We start from the raw sequence: 20,932 nt of genomic DNA on the forward strand, positions 1-20,932 counted from the left end.
TTAACTTAGCGGGTGATACCGATATAGGTATCGAATGTCAGGTTTAGCTCAATAAATTCTGCTGGAATTAAGACCGCAAGGCTGATTTTTATGATCATTTTTCCGGCCTGTATATCGGCTTCACTCATTGATTCACCCACACCCAATAACACCTTGAACGCTTGATCTTCTTGAGTTCCTCGTAGCCCGCCGTTTAACCATAACTGGCGCAGCCAGTTATGGGCTTGCCCTTTAAACTTCATCCAGGTGATGGCGTTATTGGGTTCAAAAACGAAAGCCCGGCCGAGTTGAGTCATATGGGCTTCGATATAAGAAACCAGACGACGGATCTGGATATAACGCCAGAGGGAACCGGGGGTATTGTCCAAGGTTCGGCATCCCCAGATCCTGATGCCTTTGCCGGGAAAGCTGCGGATCAGATTCAACGAGGCACCATCCGGGTTAAAGAATGCATTCGCTTCAATATAAGAGCGTACCGGGCTAATCACTTTGGCTAACGCGATGTTGGCCGGCGCGGTCCATACGCCTTGTTGATTATCGTTACGCTGGATGACGGCAGCCACTGCGGCGGTCGGTGAAAGTACGATAGGATTTTGCGCATTATCCTGATAGGCGCTTTTTAGTTGCGGCCAGTATACGGCACCCCATTGTCGATCAGCGGAAGAAAACTGTTTTAAACACTCTGCGGCTAATGTTGGATTGTCCGGGGCATCCAATAACCCCATGATACCGCGTCGGCTCTTGCAAAGATTGAGCACCGATTGCCAAAATTGTAACCAAAGATCTCTTTGAGTATAGGAAATATCTGTCTGATTAAAGCGGATAACATCCGGGGTGATAATCAGGGTAATGTCGTTTTCTGCGGAAATCGTTTGTGTTAGCCACGCTTGTTGCAGAGCGGTGATCAATGACGGAAAATCGCTCAATTGTTTCTCGGTACCCAGTGACAGCACATAAGCTTGTTGACCGCCGTTTTCAAAGAAATGGCGCACGGAATAGTACATTAATCCTGACTCAGGAAATGACTGGGCAAAATCGGCCAGACTGTTAAGTTTGATAGCCGTTTTATTGACCAGCGACGAGGTATAACCAATAAAAACCGGTATACCGATAAACGTGTCATCTTGCTTTGGGGATATCAGGTTTTCTGTGACGGTGACGCTCGGCTGTGTTATCTCCATTTATTGTCTCCTTAGCGACTGAATAGACGCGGTGTTTAACCGCGTCTCAGTACGATTACTGGGCTACATGTTGTGAAAACTGAAGGATAATAAATTCAGCCGGACGTACCGCGGCCATGCCCACTTTGACAATCATTTTCCCTTGTTTAATGTCGTCGTCAGACATGGTGATACCTTGACCAATCTGAACAAAATAGGCTTCTTGGGGCTTATTTCCCGCTAATGCCCCTTGTTGCCATAAGGAATAGAGATAGTTGTCAATGGCTGACTTCACTCGTTCCCAGGTGGGTTGACTATTGGGTTCAAAGACGGCGGATTGCATGGCTTGTTTGATATCCCGCTCTGCGCTGTTAAAGAGACGCCGTACCGGAATGTAGCGCCAGTTGTCATCATTTTGCAGAGTACGTGCGCCCCATACTACAAATCCCCGATGGTTGAAGTAGCGGATGGCATTGATGCCCTGTTGATTCATGGTGCCTTGTTCATCGTCATTGAGTCGTTCAGTGACATCACTAATTCCGCTTAACACGACATTCGCCGGGGCTTTCCAGACACCACGGCTGGCGTCAGTGGCGCAGTAGACGCCAGCCATAACTGCGCTGGCAGGAATAGTATTGCCGTTGGTGGCTATTTTGTCCTGTATTGCTTTAGCTGCTTGCTGGTAGACAGTGAGGTTTTTCTGTTTAAGTTGCGCCAGATTTTTGATTGCATCGGGTTTTGTTTCTGCATCTTCATAACCTGAAACTGCAATTAGGCTATCTTCCACAGGAATAAGTTGTGAGACTTTCACCGCCGGATAGTAAGTTGCGGTTTGCGATTGCACATTAACGCCCGGTATGCTGGCTTTAGTTTGGCTGTCAGCGATAAGGAAATAGCCGGCATTCAATAATGCGGGTGTTAAGCTGTTGTATATTGCGCTCTGGTAAGCAGAATCCTGTTCAGGGCAGACGATTAAAGTAATCTCCAGAGCTTGCTCAATTAATTCGGGGATTAATGCCGAAGTGGCAGTATCTTGGGGATTCGCAACCGGCAGGATATAACAAGGTCCACCGCCATTTTGAAAATAAAGTTTTACCGCATCACTACTTGTTGTGTAGGTACCGACAGCTACAGTGTAATTGTAACCGGAGCTTGTATCACCCGCGTTAAGAGCGATATTGGTTGTAGCAACAACTGTTGTATCGCCCGCAACTTTCCCGGAAGGCGGAGTGGGAGGCGGTGGCGTTGGTTTGGTCGATGTGATGGCGATTGACGTAATACAACCGACATTAAACAGATTGGTAAAATCCAGCCAGCTACTAACACGTATCGCTTTTGGTGTTGCGCTGGTTTTTTTAGGCTGGAAGCGGCCAATAAAAACAGGTATTGCGGTGTTCCCGTGGCTGATAGAGAGCGATAGTGACGCATCTTCTTCAATATAAACGCCGGGATAGGTCGGTGTTGTTGGCATGTTGCCTCCGATTATTGTGCGATATTCTGTGTGAACTGCAAGATAATGAATTCGGCTGGGCGAACAGCGGCCATGCCGATTTTGACGATCATTTTGCCCTGCTTGATATCGTCATCAGTCATGGTGACGCCTTTACCGATTTGAACAAAATAAGCCTGTTCAGCTTTGCTGCCCATCAATCCACCTTGCTGCCAGAGGGAATGGAGATAGTTATCAATCGCCCGGCGCACCGCTTCCCAGGTTGGTTGGCTGTTAGGCTCAAATACCGCGAAACTCATGGCATTTTTAATGTCCCGTTCCGCACTGTTAAACAGGCGGCGAACCGGGATATAACGCCAGTTATCGCTGTCCTCAAGGGTTCTGGCTCCCCAGACCAGCGTACCGCTCTTAGGAAAGGTACGGATCATATTCAGCGCCTTACCTTGGTTATATTTTCCTTGCAGGTCGTCAGTCATCGGATATTTAGGTTGTAATCCGCCTTGAACAGGAACATTGGCGGGAGCTTGCCAGACGCCCCGACTGTTATCGACACTGGCATAAATACCGGCCATGACGGCACTCGGTGGAATATCAACCAAGGCTCTTTTTTCTCCCCATTCAGCGGTCAGCCAGGGGTAGTAAACCGCGCCATATTGGGTTGCTGAATAAGATTTAACAACATCGTCTGGTTGTAGACTTGAAGTTATTTGAGTTGTTGGGCCATCAAAAATGGCGAATAATCCTTTGCCTAATTGACAAAGTATCCCGACGGCGGTGGTGATCTCTTCTCCGGCGGCAACCAATAGCGTGACATCATCAAGTACCGGAACTTGCTTTTCTAAATCTTGCGTTTTGACGAGATAAGCATATCCACCGCCGTTAATAAAATAGGCGCGCAGTGCGATATCCAGTTTATCGGAAGGATTAAATTGTCCACCTTTTAGTGTCAAATACTCCAGCCAGTTACTGACGCGAATATAGGGCTTAGCTGATATTAATGCATTATTATTTGCGACGGCAAAAACAGGCACTGCCGTTGCACCCGCACGAACTGAGAGTGCGGGTGAAGCGTCCTCTTCAATATAAACGCCGGGATAAGTTGGGGTGATTGGCATATTGCCTCCAAGTTCTTGTGCGATATTTTGCGCAAACAGTAGGATGATGAATTCGGTTGAACTAATGGGCCATGCCAATGTTGATCATCATGTGTTAGCGCATGGATAATTGGCGATGTCAGGCGATTATTTTCTTTAATATAAACACCGGGATAGATCGTTATTGTCGATCTATTAAGGTGCTTGAATGGTGACCCGATCCGCGACCAGTGCGATTTCTTGAACGGCAATATCATTGCTGGTGGCATCAAAAGAAGGGGAGGTGAATGACGTTGGGAAGGCATTTGTCACATTCCAGGTCATTAGAATCTCGGTGCCGGCTTCGTTGGTCAGGCTAATGGCGATATCTTTTTTCTCAACTTGATTAAGTTGAATAGAATTAATCCAGTCAAAAAGCTTAGTGTCGCCAGGGAATACCCCTTTACGCAGGGTGATATTGATTGATTGGCGTTGGCCCGGCATTTTGTAGTAATTACCGGTGCCATCTTTATATTCAATGACTTCATGAGAAATATCTAGCCCGGAAACGTTGTTAAAGGGGATTTGTTCGTCACCAATCGAGACAACAAACCGGTAAGTAGGAATGGGATAGTCAACCGCGATTTGTTCTGGAGTTGTAGCCATGGTTTTTTCCTTTATTATTTACATTTGAAATATAAGCAAAGTATTTATTGCTTTGTTTTATTAACTTTGGGCTATAGGTATAGCTACCGCAACAACCTGATTTGCATAGGTTATTATTCGTATATAAAAATTTATTCAATGATTATTTAAATCACCTTTGATAAAACAAAATAATTATAGGGAATGAATTCTCATGAGGAATATCAATTAATAATAATGGTGATTGTTAATTAATATCGTGGTTGGTGATAGTTTTAGATAGTAATAGTTTTATGCGCCAATATTTCATATTGTTTCTATAAACAGGGGAGTAAATTACATTTGTGATATTTAATTGTGAATAATATTGTGTATTTATGGAGTATTTTATTGTCATGGTGGAATAGTTTTGCTGATAAACTAATAATCAGGAAAAAATTAATCACTCTAATGATTATTAATGGAATAGGTTAAAATGATTATTGGAGTACAAGGGAATGAGCTTTATTCTACTATTGAAGATGGGATGGCGCTAAGAAGAGGGTATTTCTGGTTGGATAAATATAGCTATAATATTGCTCGCTAAAAGAGGATTAGGAAAGGGAGAATATATGAATCAGATATATCAAGATGTTCGGATTACATAATTGATTTCAGATGCTATTGTTTAATCCAGTGGATTGTTTGTGGTAGTCATGGGTAGAGAAAATAAAAGAGAGTGCGCCACAGGTGGCGCAAAAAAAATATTATACGAAATACGACATATAAAGACGGGTTAATCTCTTTTATTCCTTTGGACCAGGCATTTTATGCCAGGTGTTTGTGCCTTTCTTTTTGTATGAAGTGATATAATTCAGGGGAATCGGGGTAATAAATGTCAGCTCTTCTGTACGCGCGGGCATCATTGCGACGAATTCTGATTGTTGAAGAGTCTGGTGGCTCATCAGAAATGCGGGATAATTAATTCCTCTTTTATCTTGCCTGATTTCCTGACCAATAGTTTCTCTACTCATCTCCTGCGGTCTTAGTCCAGGAATTTCCATCTTGTACAGGTAGGCAGCGTGTCCCCCATATCCACCACAATCTGTATTTATTCCTGTGGATACATAGTTCTGATTTGGACTCCTGACATGTCCTACCATATGCGCTGATGGTCCATCACTAATAAATGCATCCGTCAATGCATTCTTAATCTCGGTAACATGCTTTTTTGACCATGGATAAAATCCACCTGCGGCTACGATTTTTTCAGGATCCCGATTATCTCCTCTAAAAATAATGACATTTTTTTGATCTGTCAGTTCTAATTCATGTTTGCCAACGGATAAAGTTGAAGATGTTATGTCATTAAAACTTGATGTTAATAATGTCTCTGAATCTACAGTGGAAGACGTTGATCGATTAGCTGCTGATGTTGAACTTTCCGCAGTTGTAATAACTGGCAGTTTTTTTCCCTGTAATGATTTTGGCTTTGGTTTTGGTTCTGGTTTATTAGTATTTACAGAAGAGCTGCTTAATGAAGAGGGCATCGCAAATTGGGAAGAGGATTTTGGGGTGTCGGATAATCCTTTTGCATTCAATGCCTTTATACGTTCACTTATTGTCAATGTACGGTTAGTCGGAGCCAAATTATCAGTTTGTGATGAGCTTTCTTTTTGTTTTTCATCTTTGTTAGATTCGTTTTCCATATTATCACCTATTTGTTTTGAATAAGAATGACATTTGTGAATAGATAATTATATTAATAGCCTATATTTAATTCAATAGTCTTACTCTATAGCACGATACTGTATATTTTTATTTTTTATTTAACTGTCTGTATTTAATGAGTGAATCACAGAGTAGATATTTTAATTGAAATGTATTTTCAGACATGTCTTATTTTTTTAATAAACATTTTGTCACAATAACAATCTGATTAATCAGAAAAATAAGAAAATAAATGGATTTTAGAGGTAACTTATTGTTGGTAATGGTAACAGAGGCGGCAGAATTGCTGGCGGGATTATTTTTACTGGTAACAGAATGATAATAAGCTCGTTAAACGGATTAACGAGCTTATTAAAGATATAGAAAACACACCACTCGATTCCGTGGTGTTGGTAAATCTGAGTTAATACAGATTAATTATTCATTAGCCGTCGGTCGTCATAAAACGAATATTAAAAGGTGCTAATAAATCAAACAATTTAAAGCTGAAAAACGTTTTTAGTGAGGTCAATGCCGGTCACTTTGATCGTATTCATGCAATGTTCCCCCGAAATTCAGTGCACTGAGTAAAAAATGGGTTATTGTTTCTTTGAGTTTCACTCATGAAATTCAGCCTCTAATTAGCGTCATCGATTTGACCATATCAATAATTCACATGGTGGCTTACATCAGATGTTTCGTTTAGTAATGCAGTAAGTCTTCGATTAACCTGTTCAAGCTCCAATGGGTTGTGGTTTCTATCTCTAAGTAATCTCGCTCTTTTTATAAAAAGTTTGTCATATTCGGTCCTTTTAAACGTGTCATACCAATTCGGTGAAGTAATAAATGTTTTCCCCTCCATAGACCCTGGTACCAATGCTCTCGGAAGCGCATGGTAAGTGTTGGCCGCAGTACGGGCATTTTTAAAATCAGAATAATAAATCAGCTTTCTTGTGGTTGCCCCCCTATATTTTTTCGCCCAGTCCTCCGCAGAAAGGATTAATGGCTCATTAAGGTCAGACATACCTTTATTCTCAAATTGATGAGCAGAAACATCAAACACATAATCCTTTCCTCCTTTCTTTCCAACAACCACAAAATGATTCATTGGAATTTGCTCCGTTGCATTATTCCAGATATACATGCCACGATACCGAATATCGAAAAACCCCTTTTCTTTCATAAAGTCAGCTATAGGATTCATCAATACCTGACATTTTCCTTTAGGATCTTGTATCTTGGCGGCAATACCCGTTTTTTGATATAACTCGTCCAAATATTCACTCGCAGGTATATCCGGCGCAAGGTTATAAGTAATCTTTTCTGCGTGTCTAGACATTACATTTGACACTTGCTCCTTGCTGTTCCCTGCTGTAACTATGTTCTTGTTAGTAACAAGATTTTCCTCTTTTCTAGCAAGGGAAGTTAATTTTTTATCTTTAAGAGCGATACTAATGTCTTCTGAATAAGTTGAAACACTGACCTTCCCATTTTTACGAGTAAGAATGGCATAGGCCAGACCCAGACGAGGATCAGAACCTTTAGCGGCATTATAGTCAAAAACATTTACGTTTTCAGAATAAGGAGTTGATATGTGGGTATCGACTGATAATGATGTATTTTTCCCTGACAATGATATAGGTTTCTTTTTCCCGAAATAATTTATCGTGGCCTTGTCATAAGTTGAGAAAATTTTTATTAGATCATTATTATTATCAAGAGATAAATCTGAAATGGGCTTACCTTTCAATGACATATGAGTCTGATAAATACTATTCACTCCATCACGGCTGGTTAGCCATGAATTATCTCCAGGATTCTGGCCGGCATGATAAGCATAAAAATAGTCGTCATCCACAGCATAAATCATCGTACAACCACTTAACTCGCCAGCTGATACAATGACTGGTTTTCCTTCCTGCAATTGATTTAAGGAAATCTTTATTCCGACAGCACCAGAAGCACCATTGCTTACTTCAATAAAATCCACGCTGTCATCAAGCTTATCTTTGACACCCCATTTTCCTATTGTATTGCCTGACAGCTTCGAAGAAAGGTTACTGCCTTTTGAAACAGATATAACGCCTTCCATTTCTCCTCCTTCACCAATGCTATCCATACTGAAGATTCTTCCGGATTTATGGTTGCTAACTTTATCTACCCGAAGATATTCAAAAGATGTGTCAATTTTTGTATTTTTTTCGGTTCCCAGATAACCTCTTGTTCTAAAAACCGAAGTGTCTCCTGCAGATAATTTGCTTTCAAGTGAGGCTGAATTTTTCCGAAATATATCGCGAAGGTCATTAAGCCCACCACCTTTCAAACCTACATCACTGTGGATTTCCCAGAGTCCGTCCTTATTAGAATCAGCATGATTATTCACATCTATATCTATGTCTGTGTTTTTTTTCACAACTGGAACATTATCCACTTTAGCACCAAGCGAACCTGTACTGGGTTCGCTCATGATTTTCATCTTATTATTAAAGATATCTTTCGCGTCTTGACCAACGGGATCTACTTCTTTTCCATAAATATAAAGATCAGGGCCTTTGTTTTCGATTTTAGTTATCTCTATAGGGGTCTCTGGAAGTAATAACACCTCCGCCTCTGTGTCGGCAAATTGTGACAGACTTTTATCCATCAGCGATCGACCTCTTTTTACCTCCAGAGTCATAAGATAGCGCATTTCATCCTTGCCTGTGTTGGCTTTCCTTAAAAATTCCATCGCTGCAGCACTATCAGCCGAAGTTGATAGAAATGCCGGATCAAATATTACCCCACCGACTTTCATTTCTTTATAGACATCTTTCTTTATTGCTCCTCCACGATAAACTGTGCCTGAATATTCGGGGAGCATGCGTAATGAAGAAACAACTTCATCTATAGACTCACGAATATTCTTAGTCATCTTACCGGCTCTAAGCTTCTCATTGTAAAGTCTGTATCTACCACCAGTATAACGTGCAATGGCCTCTTCATTTTTCTTAGGCAAACGGCTATATTCATCTATATGTTCTTTCATCCAGTTATTTAAATCGGTACGAGTACCACCTTTAAGCCCAATATCTGAATTAAATTCCCATGAGTTCTTTTTTGCAAGTTTAACAGGAAGCGAATAACTAAATTGCCCTGGATTAGCTGGGTTAATAATCCTCCATGTATGATTGCTCTCATCCCAGCGTACCTGATAAAAAGCACCTTCCTGCTTTATATAGTATTTCGGTTCCGATAATTTCTGTGAATTCTCTGAACCAAGTTTGTATATGCCTTTTTCAGGTGTAATGTAATTCAGATCGCTGTTTTTAACACTCCATGATTGTGGGAAAGTTCGATGGTCACCATTTAATAACCTTTTAAATTCGCCCTCTTCTTTTTTTACTCCCCAACGACCACCAGAGTTACTGATAGGTGTTTTTCGATCACCATTAATTAATACCCAGCCTTGATTACTTTGATTTCTTTCAACTTGATAGAATTCCCCTTTCGCATCTTTAATATAACTTTTTCCTGCATCATTTTTCCATATTCCATTATTAGAAAGTTTCAAATTTGCTTTTTCATTTGAAGTCATTAATACTTTACTTGAAATGCCCTCTAATGATGTTAAATTCAAGTCATTTTTTATCCCCTTATAAAGCCCTTTAAGACTGGATCTTATCGGCACTGGTTCAATAGCATCATAAAATGCTTTTGTGATTAATAATGAATTCTTGTAACTTGCAGATAGCAATTCTGGCGCAACTTGCTTAGCGACATATTTAAATAACTGAAGTCCCCGCAATCCATTAGCAACACCTGCTTTTAATGCACTTCGTCCTAAATTAATGACTTCAGATGCTGATTTACCGACAGTACTCGCGGTTTTAAATATTGGAATAATGCTTACGATATCAAGAAGAATTTCACCGCTATCAATAATATATTCAGAGTCTGTGCTTGCATTATATATTGTATTATAAAAAGGAATGAATCCTCTTATTATTTTCCAGGTTTTACTGGTTTCATCCATCGATTGATGTAAATCTTCTATATAGGCAGCTAGTGCAACCGCCATTCCTTGAGCCAGCGTATTAGCTACTGTTGATGACGCATTAATCTCAATTTTCGCAGCTTTAGAATCTTGTGCTACAGTAAAATAGTCGTGTGAGATTTTACTGATTGGATTCTTACTCCAATCAGAACCATAGAGTGGTTTAATAATTTCATAATATACCATATTATCCGGATACACATGATATAAACCTTCATATAGCTGATATCTTGGATCGACTTCAGCAATTTTTTTAGAATTGACTAATCCTTTATTGGATAAATTTATATTAATAAAATTACCTTCCTGTTCCTCGAGAATAATGGATTTAATATTTCCCAACAGATTAGAGGATAAAAGGTATCTCCCTGATGATAATTTCATCAGAACAATTCTTCCAGGAATATATTGAGGGGGCTTTTCAGTAACATTTTTAGTACTCCTATATTCCCCTAGTGATTTACCAAAGACAGCAAAAGTCTGTATTGATTTTGGTGCTTGTGTGAATTCTTCAACTGTTATGTTGCTACTTGTTATAATAGAACCAGCTAATATACTTGCATCATATTGATTATATTTATCTCGATAATCATAAAACTGTTGATTGAATTTTGAACGATCCTCTGCATCACCACTTTTCTTAAAGTCAGAAATCGTAAAATAGCCTTTAGGTTTATTTTTACTGATCACTTTAGTAAAGGGATTGTCTCTTTCTTTAGAGAAAAGAAATTTGTTATATATTCGAGTTAAACTAAGATTATCAAATTTTTTACCTATAGCAAGTTGATAAATAACTGCGGTCAGTTCTTCTTCAGAAGCTGGGCCTAAAAATAGCTTACTATCCTCTGTAATTTCTTGCGCTAAATTACTGGCAAAGATAATATCTTCATAGTTATTTTTAACTACATGGTTTTTAATTTTAGTGATGATATTTTCATTGTTAATTAAATGCAGATATTTAATTAATGACTTTATCTCCAGTGAAGAGAATTTCAATAATTCGTCACCCTCCTTAACCAACAAAAAATTCTCAATACTTTTATTTGATATTTCTTTTAATTTGTTTTTTGATTTTATCATCGAATCATTAATACCTTCAGATGAAAACTCCTCTGTGGAAATAATTTCATCAGAAGGTAATTTAATAGTACTTGGTTTATTTTCTTTTTCTTCATCATATATTGCTTTTTTTATTTTTACATAACTATTTCTATTGATGTAAAAATGTTTTTTAAAGTCGTAATATTTCGCTTTTATTTTACTGGCAGCATCATCAAAGTCGTTATTTTCATCACTAATGCTGTACAAGGAATTTAATAAAACAGATATATTATTAAAACTTAATTTATTAATGTTCCTGTGAATAAATCTTTTCAAATTTAAGAAAATGGCTTTCCTGGTATCGTCATCTGTAATATTTGGCTCAATTTTTTTCAGGTAATGATATCTTTCTCTAATTATCTCAGGGAAGTTTTTAATATTCTGTTCTGTAAGAATGTTGCTACTGCTACCTGTGTCCGAATGTGGTGAACGATTTAAAGCAGCATTTAAAACAAATCCAGAAAGTTCTTTTTTATCTGTTTCGTCAAATGGTTCAATGTCGTCATTTTCATTACGATTAAAATCTTTCTTTATTGTTGAAAAATATTTTTTATTTTCTTCACTATGCTCGTCATTATCAGTGAGCATTTGAGCCGATGCATCCCGTTTACGCCTGATTTTAGGCTGCTGTGCCGCATTATTGTCTTGTATATCAAGGAGTTCAGGTATAGTGAGTTGTGAATTATTAGTAAAATCGGAGATAGGTTCTGGTGTAGATTGCACTGTTTCAGCTGGAGATACACTCGTTTCTTGAGGAACAATCTCAACATTAACATCGGAGCTTTTATCTTCTATCTCTTTATTTATACGCGATGCCAGTCTGTCGGCCTGCTTGTCTAATGCATTTTGGATAGCCTGTTTAATCGAATGCTCTGTATACTTCCTCGCGGCAAAGTTAATACTGGCATCCACCGCGACCCAAGGTAACTCTATTACCATATCAACCAAGATTTTTTTAGTGACCTTGTTAAGATCACCATCATATATCCGTTTGCCCGTAATAGCGGCAGCAATACCATATCCGACTGATGGTGAAATGGATAATGCAAACCGAATGGTTGCTTTAGAAATTTCTTGATTAATATATTTATTTTCGATTTTTGTTGCCCGGCTTTGCCCCAATTTTACGCCACGTCTTATCGCCTGTACTCCTCGAGTAACCCGGTATGTGGTTCTTCCCGCTCTGGCTGCCACACGAAGCGGCAGGGACGTCGTGTTTACGAGTAGTTTAAAGCCCCCTCTTAGGGCGGCAGAAATGGCACCACTGACGATTTTCTGTTCAGCCCATAGCCTGATATCGTCAGGGATACTCCGTGAACTTGCCAAAATTTCTTCTGGTGTCGGTGGATAAACAAGTGTATTTTCAGCGGCATGGTTTAATGCCAGTGTTAACCTTTTCAGAAATCCTTCTGCTTCAGGATCTGATTCTTTGGCGAAATGGGTTCTGTTTTCTTCCACAATCTCCATCAGAGTACGCTCAAATAATTCTGCTGCGACTGTTCTGTCCTCTGGGCGCTTTTCTTGCAGATAACTCTGCTTTAAATCCTCCGCCCATTCGCTCATTCCACGCGCCAGCATACCGCCACGGGAGAAATTATCTAACGACGTTCCCGTAATCTCCACAACGCCGGCTTTGACCTTGCCCTTAAGCTCGCTTAAATCCCGTAGCCATTTTGCCACTTTTTCTTGCAGTTCCTTGCTGCCGCTGTGCCCATGCTCAGCTAGGCGCACAGCTGCGCTATCGAGTTCACGTGCAACTTCTGCAAACTGCCCGACAGCCTCCGCCAATATTTCATCAAAATGCTGTCTATCCCTCCGTCTATCCTGCCGCTCCTTTCTTAATTCCTCACCCAGCTGGAAATATAAATCCTGCGCCCATTTCTCCTGTGCCAACCGGGTTATCGGTGCTATCAATTCCTGTAATTTGTCCCTGGATTGCTGCCCGATTGCTTGCCACCGCGCCGCTTCCTGTTCCAGCTGTTGATTAAGCAGCTCACTGAGCTCTGGCAACTCATCACGATAGGCTATACGTTGGGTCACACTGCTGTGCTGCTCCACCGCCTCCTGCAACATCCAGGATAATGACGGTAACAGCTTTATCCGCCGCTCAGCCTGCTGGATTTCATCCAGAAGCAGTAACGCCGTACCTTTGACTGCCCCGTTGACACTTTCAGAATAAGATGACTCCTTAAGTTTGTATCTCATCCTTGAGGCTGTTTTACTGGCCTTGTTTCCCGTCATCCAGGCCACGTGAGCGGATGTTTCTTTTATCTTCTGGCCGGTTTTTTTGATGCTTTTCAATAATCCACCACTTCCGTCATGGTAGGGTTGGTTGAATTCTTCTTCTGAAGGCTGAACCCTCGTCTTCAACTGCCCGAGTGCTACAGAAACCGCACCCAACGCATCTGAAACGGGGAGCATGGCACGGGCTATTTTGATATGGGCAGGCTCATCATTCGTTTCCTTTATGAAAGCACCAATCAGAGGATTTCCCTGCGAAATATTACGATTCATCTCCCCGTCAACCACACGGATATGTCTGGTATACTGATTATAATTCCGGGTCCAATGCCCGAGTTGTTCTGCATTCCCCAGCCTTGCCGGATTAATATCCGCCTGTGCCAACAGGGTATTCATCGCATATTCTCGGGCATCTCTGGCACCTGCTAATATTCCGGCAGATGTTGTTTCCAAATATCCCGTAAGCCTTTGTCGTGTGATCCGGTTCTCCGCAAGCAGCGACTTCTTCAGTTGTTCAAATTTGAAGTGTTCTGCCGTAAACCGATTTGCCTCAGAAAATAATAACCCCTCAGCCCGTTGTCTTCTCTGCTCCCTGCTGAGCTGAGAGAAACCATTATCGCTGCCCAGCAGGTGTTTATCCCCGGTCTCACTGAGTCTGCGCATTGTTTCCGCAACCAGTCTCTCCCTCTGCTCCCGGGCTATCCGGTCAACCTCCTGGTCCCATGTCACCTTGCTTACCTTCCCGGCAGCATTTAGGGCTTCCAGCGCATCGCTCAGGTTTCTGATAACCGAGTTTGACTGCTGTATCATGTCTTGGTTTTCCGGCGGGAGAGGATTTTGTTTCAGCGTGTTCAGCAGTTTCCGTGCGGTAGAATACAGGTCTTTCAGGGCGGATTGTTGTGTCTGTGGTACCTCTTGAAGCATACCCTCTAATTCTTTTATGCCCTTTTGATCAAGTCCGGTGATGTTATAACCCTTATGGCGATATTCCATAAACTCCGGAAGTTTTTTTATAAAATTTTCATTAATTCTTTTCTTCAGATTAGCGCGGTCATCTTCCGTCCCGGAAAAAGGCTGGGAGAGCGTGTGCCTGTCTGTATCAATTAACGCCTGTAAGTCTTCTTTTGAAATGTCCAGATATATATTTAAGTCTTCACCCGGCAAAGACTCAAAATCACTCACACCCGGTCGTTCAGGATTTTCATCAATATCATCTGATAACTCTATCTGATTATTTTGTTCTTCAAGATACCTTTCATCTGAAAATGTGTTTTTTTTCTCTATGTTTTTTTCTTTGTCATAAGAATAAGGCATAATGGCACCCTGTGAATATAAAATGTTCGGATTTTAATGTCGTTCCAGGAGGTAATACCTGGAGGGTGGAAAGCATTTAAATATATATTTCACACCACTGATATATATAACTGTGAATTATCTTTTGATCATCTGTCTATTTCTGTTTGGCTTTTATATATAGGCATAACCATTCCTCTATATATTCTAGATTGATGAGCATTCAATAAAAATAAAACATTAATCTTAGCATTTAATTTTTCAAAATTTTCATGAAAATCATTAATGTCATACGCTATTAAATAAATATCAACCTCTTTATTCCTCTTGATTTTATCTAATTAAATATTAGATATTTTCTTATTTACATCAATAAGTTCAACAATGAATTATTGTTGTTTATTCTCTGATAGCATATTGAATTCATTCATTCATTAATTGTCTGTAGCGAGTTTAGTTATCAGATTAACTTTAGCAAGGGCAAGATGGGCATCTTCTGTGCCACCTAAATTGGTATATAATTTATCTATCAGAGCCTGAATTTATTTGTGAATTGTCCAGATTGGTTTTTTGCTCCACAGAAGCGGAAGTTTTGCTGACTGGTATGACATTGTGTTCAATATTTTTCAGTTTCATTGGTACGGTGATGGAATATAATAAAGAGAGACGTGGACGATTGCCAAGTGCTTGCCAAAAGTTACCCAGGCTATTTAAATTTTCCTGTTGTGGAATAACTCGGGTATATGCACCGGGAATGCCGGTTAATTGACGATTATTTATCAAGGCATTTAGAACCCGTGTCATGACTTGTGCGGCTTGATTATTGGGCTGACTGTCCGGGCTGGCGCTGTCGCTCGATGGCTTATTCGCATCCCAGTAAGTAATTAAATAGTTACAATTGATATTGACCCAGCCCGGTAGTAATGTGTTATTTGCAGGGTTATAACGTCTTGGTTCAGCAGAGCGTAATTGTAAATCTTCATGTATATCGTAAAGAAATAGGCTCACGGTTGGTTCCGACTGAATGGAATTGATTTCTGGCAGATCAAAACGGATATCAATTTTATTCCCATTAGTATTTAAATACTGGGATAAAATAGTATTTAATGCTTGATTAATTTCAATAATAGCATTGTCAGAAGCAATTATCGTTGTCATGTTAACTCCAATTTTATGAAATAGTTAAAATATCAGCCGGCCAGTTTTATTTAATTCAAGTATAACTGCCCGATCTATATGTTTATTTTCGATCTGTTCACTGTGATCATGTTTCGCTAACATGGATGCTAATAAAGCAATATTTCTGATATTAGCGCCAGTTAAATCAGCCCGTTTAGCCAGATGTTCAAGATCAAGCTCATCAGATAATTTCAATTGTTCAGGCCAGATTGTTTGCCACATCTTTTTACGTAACATTTCATCGGGATAAGTAAAGCGAGTAATAAAGGTAAAACGACGATTAAATGCGCTGTCTAAATGACTGCGATTATTGGTGGCTAGAATCACTAGTCCCGGATAATTTTCCAGTCTTTGCAATAGGTAAGAAACTTCAATATTGGCATGTCTGTCTTGAGCATCTTTGGTTTCGCTACGCTTGCCAAATAGGGCATCGGCTTCATCGAAAAATAACACGCCGGAATCCGCTTCAGCCAGATCAAAAATACGCGAGATATTTTTTTCTGTTTCGCCAATATATTTATTCACAACGGTGGAGAGATCTACTTTAATCAGATCAACGCCAAGATGTCCGGCAATTACTTCGGCGGCCATGGTTTTGCCAGTCCCAGATTCTCCGTAGAATAGTGCGCTAATACCCGTTCCATAACCTATTTTTTCCTGAAAGCCGGTAGCCAGAATCTGGTCACGGTAATGAATGGCGGCAATAATTTCTCTTAATTGTTGCGCTAATACGTCTGAAATGACTAAATCATTAAAGTTACGTTTAGGTGTTATTCGCTGAGCTAATTTACCGAAATTTTGTTGAGCACGGAAGTTGAGTGCTTTGCGTAGATCGGTTTCTTCCAATTGACCTTCTGGTTGTCGGAGTATTTGGTATTGATTCGCTTCTTGAAGGATTTGTGGTAATGTTTCTGCGGTAAATGAAAAACGTTGACATAATTGTGTCACATTTATTTTATGGATTATCTTATCCGGTAAACTTTCTTTTAGCATTATTTCTTTATCTGTCAACGTGAGTGATGGCATATTAATTTGCACCATTGGCAGATGTTTAATCCATATTAATGCATCACCTGGTTCTACCAGAAATATTACCCTTATTTTGGGTTGGTTAAATAATGTAGATAGTTCACTATGTAATGTTTTCTTTTCATCTTTGAGCAAAGAAAAGTTGCGAATTAATAAACAGGCATCATGTAGACGGGCTTCCCGTGATACGTCTATCAACAAGTTAGGGTTATTTTCCTTCGGCAGTTTAGCTAAGTCTAGAGTTAAGGTATTGATGCCATGAAATGCCATAATATTGCTTACCGCTAATTCTCTGGCGCTATCTTGTTTTCCTCTGAGTATTATTATTGGGCGTACTTCATCGGTTTCATTTAATAATACCTTTTCAAGTGAATGATAAAGGGTTTGAGGATACCAAGTCTGTGAGGCAGGAGAATGCCAATAAGCACAAGTTGTCAGTGGCGGTAAAATAACCCGTTGGCCTGATAAAAAATGCCAGATAGCGCTGTGAGTTAAAAACAAGGTTTGTAACCAAATAGATTTTTCGGGGTTATTAAGCCGTAATAGTTGATGACTGATTAACGGTGTTTGCGGTAGAAGGCTATTTTGTCGTAATTGCCGATCACTTTGGTATTGGCTAAATAATTCAATTGCTAAAGCAAAGCTAGGCCATTGTTTTTTACTATTACCGTTCAGAGCAGCAAATAACGCATAATAATGGCTATTGAAATGTGGTAATAAACCTAATAATAAAACGTCGCGCTCAAATTCAGTCAGTTCAAAACGTTCGATTAAGAGTGATAATGCATCAAAGGATGGGTTTTCTTCGATTTCAGGGGGGGGAACAATATTATCCATTTTAGGTAGCCAATGAGGAATACCTGATGGTGTTACTAGACGTTGTTTGACTTCATCTTCGGTAAGTAAAAAACTTTCCTGCAATGAATCATACCAATCTATCTTTTGGTAATAATAATGTTGTAATTGCAAATCGATACGTTCCAGATGGGGATAAATCCAACGTAATTCTGCCACCATGTGGTGATTATTTTTAAGTAAGGAGTTCATATAAACCTGTTAAATATTTTGCCAGTCGATTAATAAAGAGCGATCCAGCCAGGGAAGTCTGGCGATATTTAATGGCCACGGCCATTCAGTCAGTAATGCATCAAATGGTTGTTGTTGGATGGTGATTTTGATTTCTTGCTCATCTGCCAATAATTCACCCGGTCGTTGTAAAAACAGTTGCCGAACATCATTGCGGCTTAATTTTTTCCAGCCGGGAAGTTGGACAGTAACCGCATCTAGCCATTGATCTGCTATCAATTGTTTTTCTGGCTCGATAGGGATTGATTCAATATCGTTATCGGCTATTAGCCCACACAGAATGTAATTCAATAATTTTCTTTCCGTTGGCCTTCCCTCGGTTCCCCAAATTAGGTGGTCAAGTAAATCAACAGCATTAAACTGGGCTTGACGATGGATAAATTTCTGTTTCTCAAGTAGACCAAGCTGGTTAAATAGTGCGGGTAGCATTGGCCAGAGAATTAATATTCCGGCATTTTTTACCTGATATGGAATAGATTGTTCAGGCAATAAAGCTCGCCAAGAGTGTGGCTTGTTAATAGTTTGATGTTGGTTATGGTTATTGCCTGTAATAAGGGTGTTATCTGTTATTGATAATATTTTCTGATCTTCGGTAATGACCTGCTGATTTGCCAAGTGTTGGTATGCCTGAATGTTTGAAATATCAACGGGAGTCATGATTGATTGTTTATCAGATATATTCTTATCCGTGTGGTTTGGCATAAAGCATTCCAATAGATATTGGTATTCTTCAGCCGGCAGGTACTTTTTGCAAAGCCGTGAAACAGAAACGGTTTGCCAGAGTTGTTTTAGCCAACTATTTAATGGACTATTGTCGGTCATAGCCTGGTGGAGTAATGTAATAACAGGTGCAGCATTAAGTACGCCATTATTGAGTTCAGTGGTAATACGCGAGATGATTTTCGCATTGGGTTTAGGTATTTCCTGAGTATTATGCTGCTGTATATATTCCAGTGCATTAAGTATCAATTGTCCGGAGGAGACAAGCTCCTCCTGATGTTGTGGTTTGTTTATTTTTTCGGATAATCTGCGATTAATGGCGCTCAATAAAGCAGGTTGTTTGATAGCCAAAAGTCGTTGTATACCGTGTTCAGATAGGCAGCTTTTTGCCAGTAGCAATATCCATTTGCTCTCTATCTGTGTTAATTGGTGAATAAGTTTATTAATATTAATGTCTTTATTGTGCTTTATAGCCTCCATTGTATTAGGTTGGGCATTTTGTTGATATAAAGAGTGAATGAAATTCTCCGTATCAATTAAATTATTATCGCAGAATGTGGAATAGTTATCGGTAAATTTATTAAATGTTGGTTTACTCAGTGGAGTTTCTTTCTGATGGTTGTTTATCTGATATTGGCTTAGTGCTTTATTTAGCTCAACCTTGAGGCGAGCAGGGAATAATGAGTTAAAGTCATGAAAATTTATTTCACCAAGGTCCAGAGTTAATTTCTCTAAAGAGATATTCTGATGAGTGTTATATTCATCAAAGTATGAGTTGAGTAATTTATTTATACTAGCCTGATTAAGCAGGGAGCCATGCAATACTTTTTTAGCTACCTGTTGATTATTAGCTGAAATAGTAATGGTAATCCGATTTAACAGATTTGGCTCCGAAGTCATATAGGTATTTCCTAAATAATAGACAATTTAAATCTGTCTGCGTAGAATGAAATTAGAGTTTCATAATAAAGGCTAATAAGTAATAAGGCGGAATTACATCAACGCTATGATTATGTGAAGGGGATGAGGCTGTTGCGTGGTGATTATGTCCTTGTCCCCCGCCTGTGTTTGATGTACAGGCATAAAGACTCTGCCCGTCTGAATGTTTTCTCCATATTGAGCTGTTATAAGTATTATCTATTTGATATTGGGTTTGGGTATCACTAAATCCAATATATTTCATTCCAGTACCCCAACAATAAGGCATACCTCCGATATGTTTATGACTAGGTATTTGTGCTTCTGTTAATGTTGTATTTTGTACATTAACACTGACAGAAACTGTGGTTGGTTTAGTATCTCTGAAAAAGTTTTTTGCAGAACTGCCGCCGCTGGCTTTATTACTGCTTTTCCCTGTATCAGAAATGGTTTCACCACACATGACAAAACGACTTCTTAAATCTGGAACTGTAACTCCATTATAAGTTTTTCCATCACAAAATGCCCAACCTGTAGGAGCACTACTACCAGAAAACATCACAATCATTCCTTTGGGGAGTACTTTGTTGGGATCAATACTGACACCGTTATTGTCCACTTTTATGCCATCACCGGCTTTGACTGAAACGCCATTGCTATCAACGTTAATACCATTACTGGCCTTAACATCTAATCCATCACCTATTTTTATCCCCCAACCAAGCCTGACAGATATCCCTGTGGATTCGACATTGATCGTTTTATCTTTAGCCTTTACAGAAACACCATCGCTATTAACATTAATCCCATTACTTGCTTTAACCTTTACACCTTCGTTAACTATTTCAATACCGTGATGATCATCGACTTCAAGTTTGTCGTTGTTAATTCTCAATCCTCTGCCGGCATTGACTGCTAATCCGCTATTATCAGCCAACAGGCTTTTATTCTTAATTTTTACACTTAATCCATCTTTATCTGTCTTTAAGCCGCTGTTGTCATTAAGTTTTACCGCTAGTGCACCATCATTATCCAGTTTCAGCGCTGAATTTGGGTTATCCGTCTGACTGGGCGCTTTACCAACAGCCCGACGGCCCATATCAGCAATATTAATCAGGTCGGCAAAATCAGTCTGTAATGGAATACTGCCTTCTTTAAAACGCTTTTTTAAATCATCTGCTGATGGGCCATTTGATTTGATATTTTCCATATTGGATTTTGCATTAGATAGATTAGATTTTTTTTCCATTTTTATCATCCTATGTTATATGGTATTAAATGATTGAGATTTAAATATCTTGTAGATGTTTCTGTA

The 20,932-nt window shown here is 39.5% G+C and carries 9 protein-coding genes and 1 pseudogene; all 10 read right to left on the reverse strand.

All coding sequences use genetic code 11. From position 1 onward, the window contains the following. Window positions 1-5: 5 nt before the first annotated feature. Entirely contained in the window at window positions 6-1,181 is a 1,176-nt protein-coding gene (locus tag VY86_RS15985) for a phage tail sheath family protein (RefSeq protein ID WP_046975701.1), read from the reverse strand. A 55-nt stretch (window positions 1,182-1,236) separates the two neighbouring features. Further along, complete coding sequence (locus VY86_RS15990; RefSeq protein WP_046975702.1) at window positions 1,237-2,631, reverse strand: phage tail sheath family protein; 1,395 nt, start codon at window positions 2,629-2,631, stop codon at window positions 1,237-1,239. An 11-nt stretch (window positions 2,632-2,642) separates the two neighbouring features. Then, window positions 2,643-3,725: a phage tail sheath family protein gene (locus VY86_RS15995; protein ID WP_046976920.1), complete on the reverse strand. Its 1,083-nt coding sequence runs from the start codon at window positions 3,723-3,725 to the stop codon at window positions 2,643-2,645. Window positions 3,726-3,899: 174 nt separating this feature from the next. Then, a complete protein-coding gene (locus tag VY86_RS16000; protein WP_046975703.1) occupies window positions 3,900-4,349 on the reverse strand; it encodes a phage tail protein in 450 nt (149 codons plus the stop codon). 764 nt (window positions 4,350-5,113) lie between these two features. After that, window positions 5,114-6,016, reverse strand: coding sequence for a hypothetical protein (locus VY86_RS16005; protein ID WP_046975704.1), 903 nt, complete (start codon window positions 6,014-6,016; stop codon window positions 5,114-5,116). A 665-nt stretch (window positions 6,017-6,681) separates the two neighbouring features. Next, on the reverse strand, window positions 6,682-14,706 hold the full coding sequence (locus VY86_RS16010) for a cytotoxic necrotizing factor Rho-activating domain-containing protein (protein ID WP_046975705.1): 8,025 nt from the start codon (window positions 14,704-14,706) through the stop codon (window positions 6,682-6,684). Between the two features lie 416 nt (window positions 14,707-15,122). Continuing rightward, window positions 15,123-15,843: pseudogene (locus tag VY86_RS16015) on the reverse strand (Pvc16 family protein); the annotation flags it as partial. Between the two features lie 24 nt (window positions 15,844-15,867). Beyond that, window positions 15,868-17,940, reverse strand: a complete 2,073-nt coding sequence (locus VY86_RS16020) for an ATP-binding protein (RefSeq protein WP_046975706.1) — start codon at window positions 17,938-17,940, stop codon at window positions 15,868-15,870. Window positions 17,941-17,949: 9 nt separating this feature from the next. Continuing rightward, entirely contained in the window at window positions 17,950-19,599 is a 1,650-nt protein-coding gene (locus VY86_RS16025; RefSeq protein ID WP_046975707.1) for a contractile injection system tape measure protein, read from the reverse strand. Window positions 19,600-19,651: 52 nt separating this feature from the next. Further along, window positions 19,652-20,866 carry a tail fiber protein gene (locus VY86_RS16030; protein ID WP_046975708.1) on the reverse strand — a complete coding sequence of 405 codons (1,215 nt, stop codon included), beginning with the start codon at window positions 20,864-20,866 and terminating at the stop codon, window positions 19,652-19,654. Window positions 20,867-20,932: the final 66 nt, after the last annotated feature.

This window comes from Photorhabdus thracensis (assembly GCF_001010285.1).
Lineage (GTDB): Bacteria > Pseudomonadota > Gammaproteobacteria > Enterobacterales > Enterobacteriaceae > Photorhabdus > Photorhabdus temperata.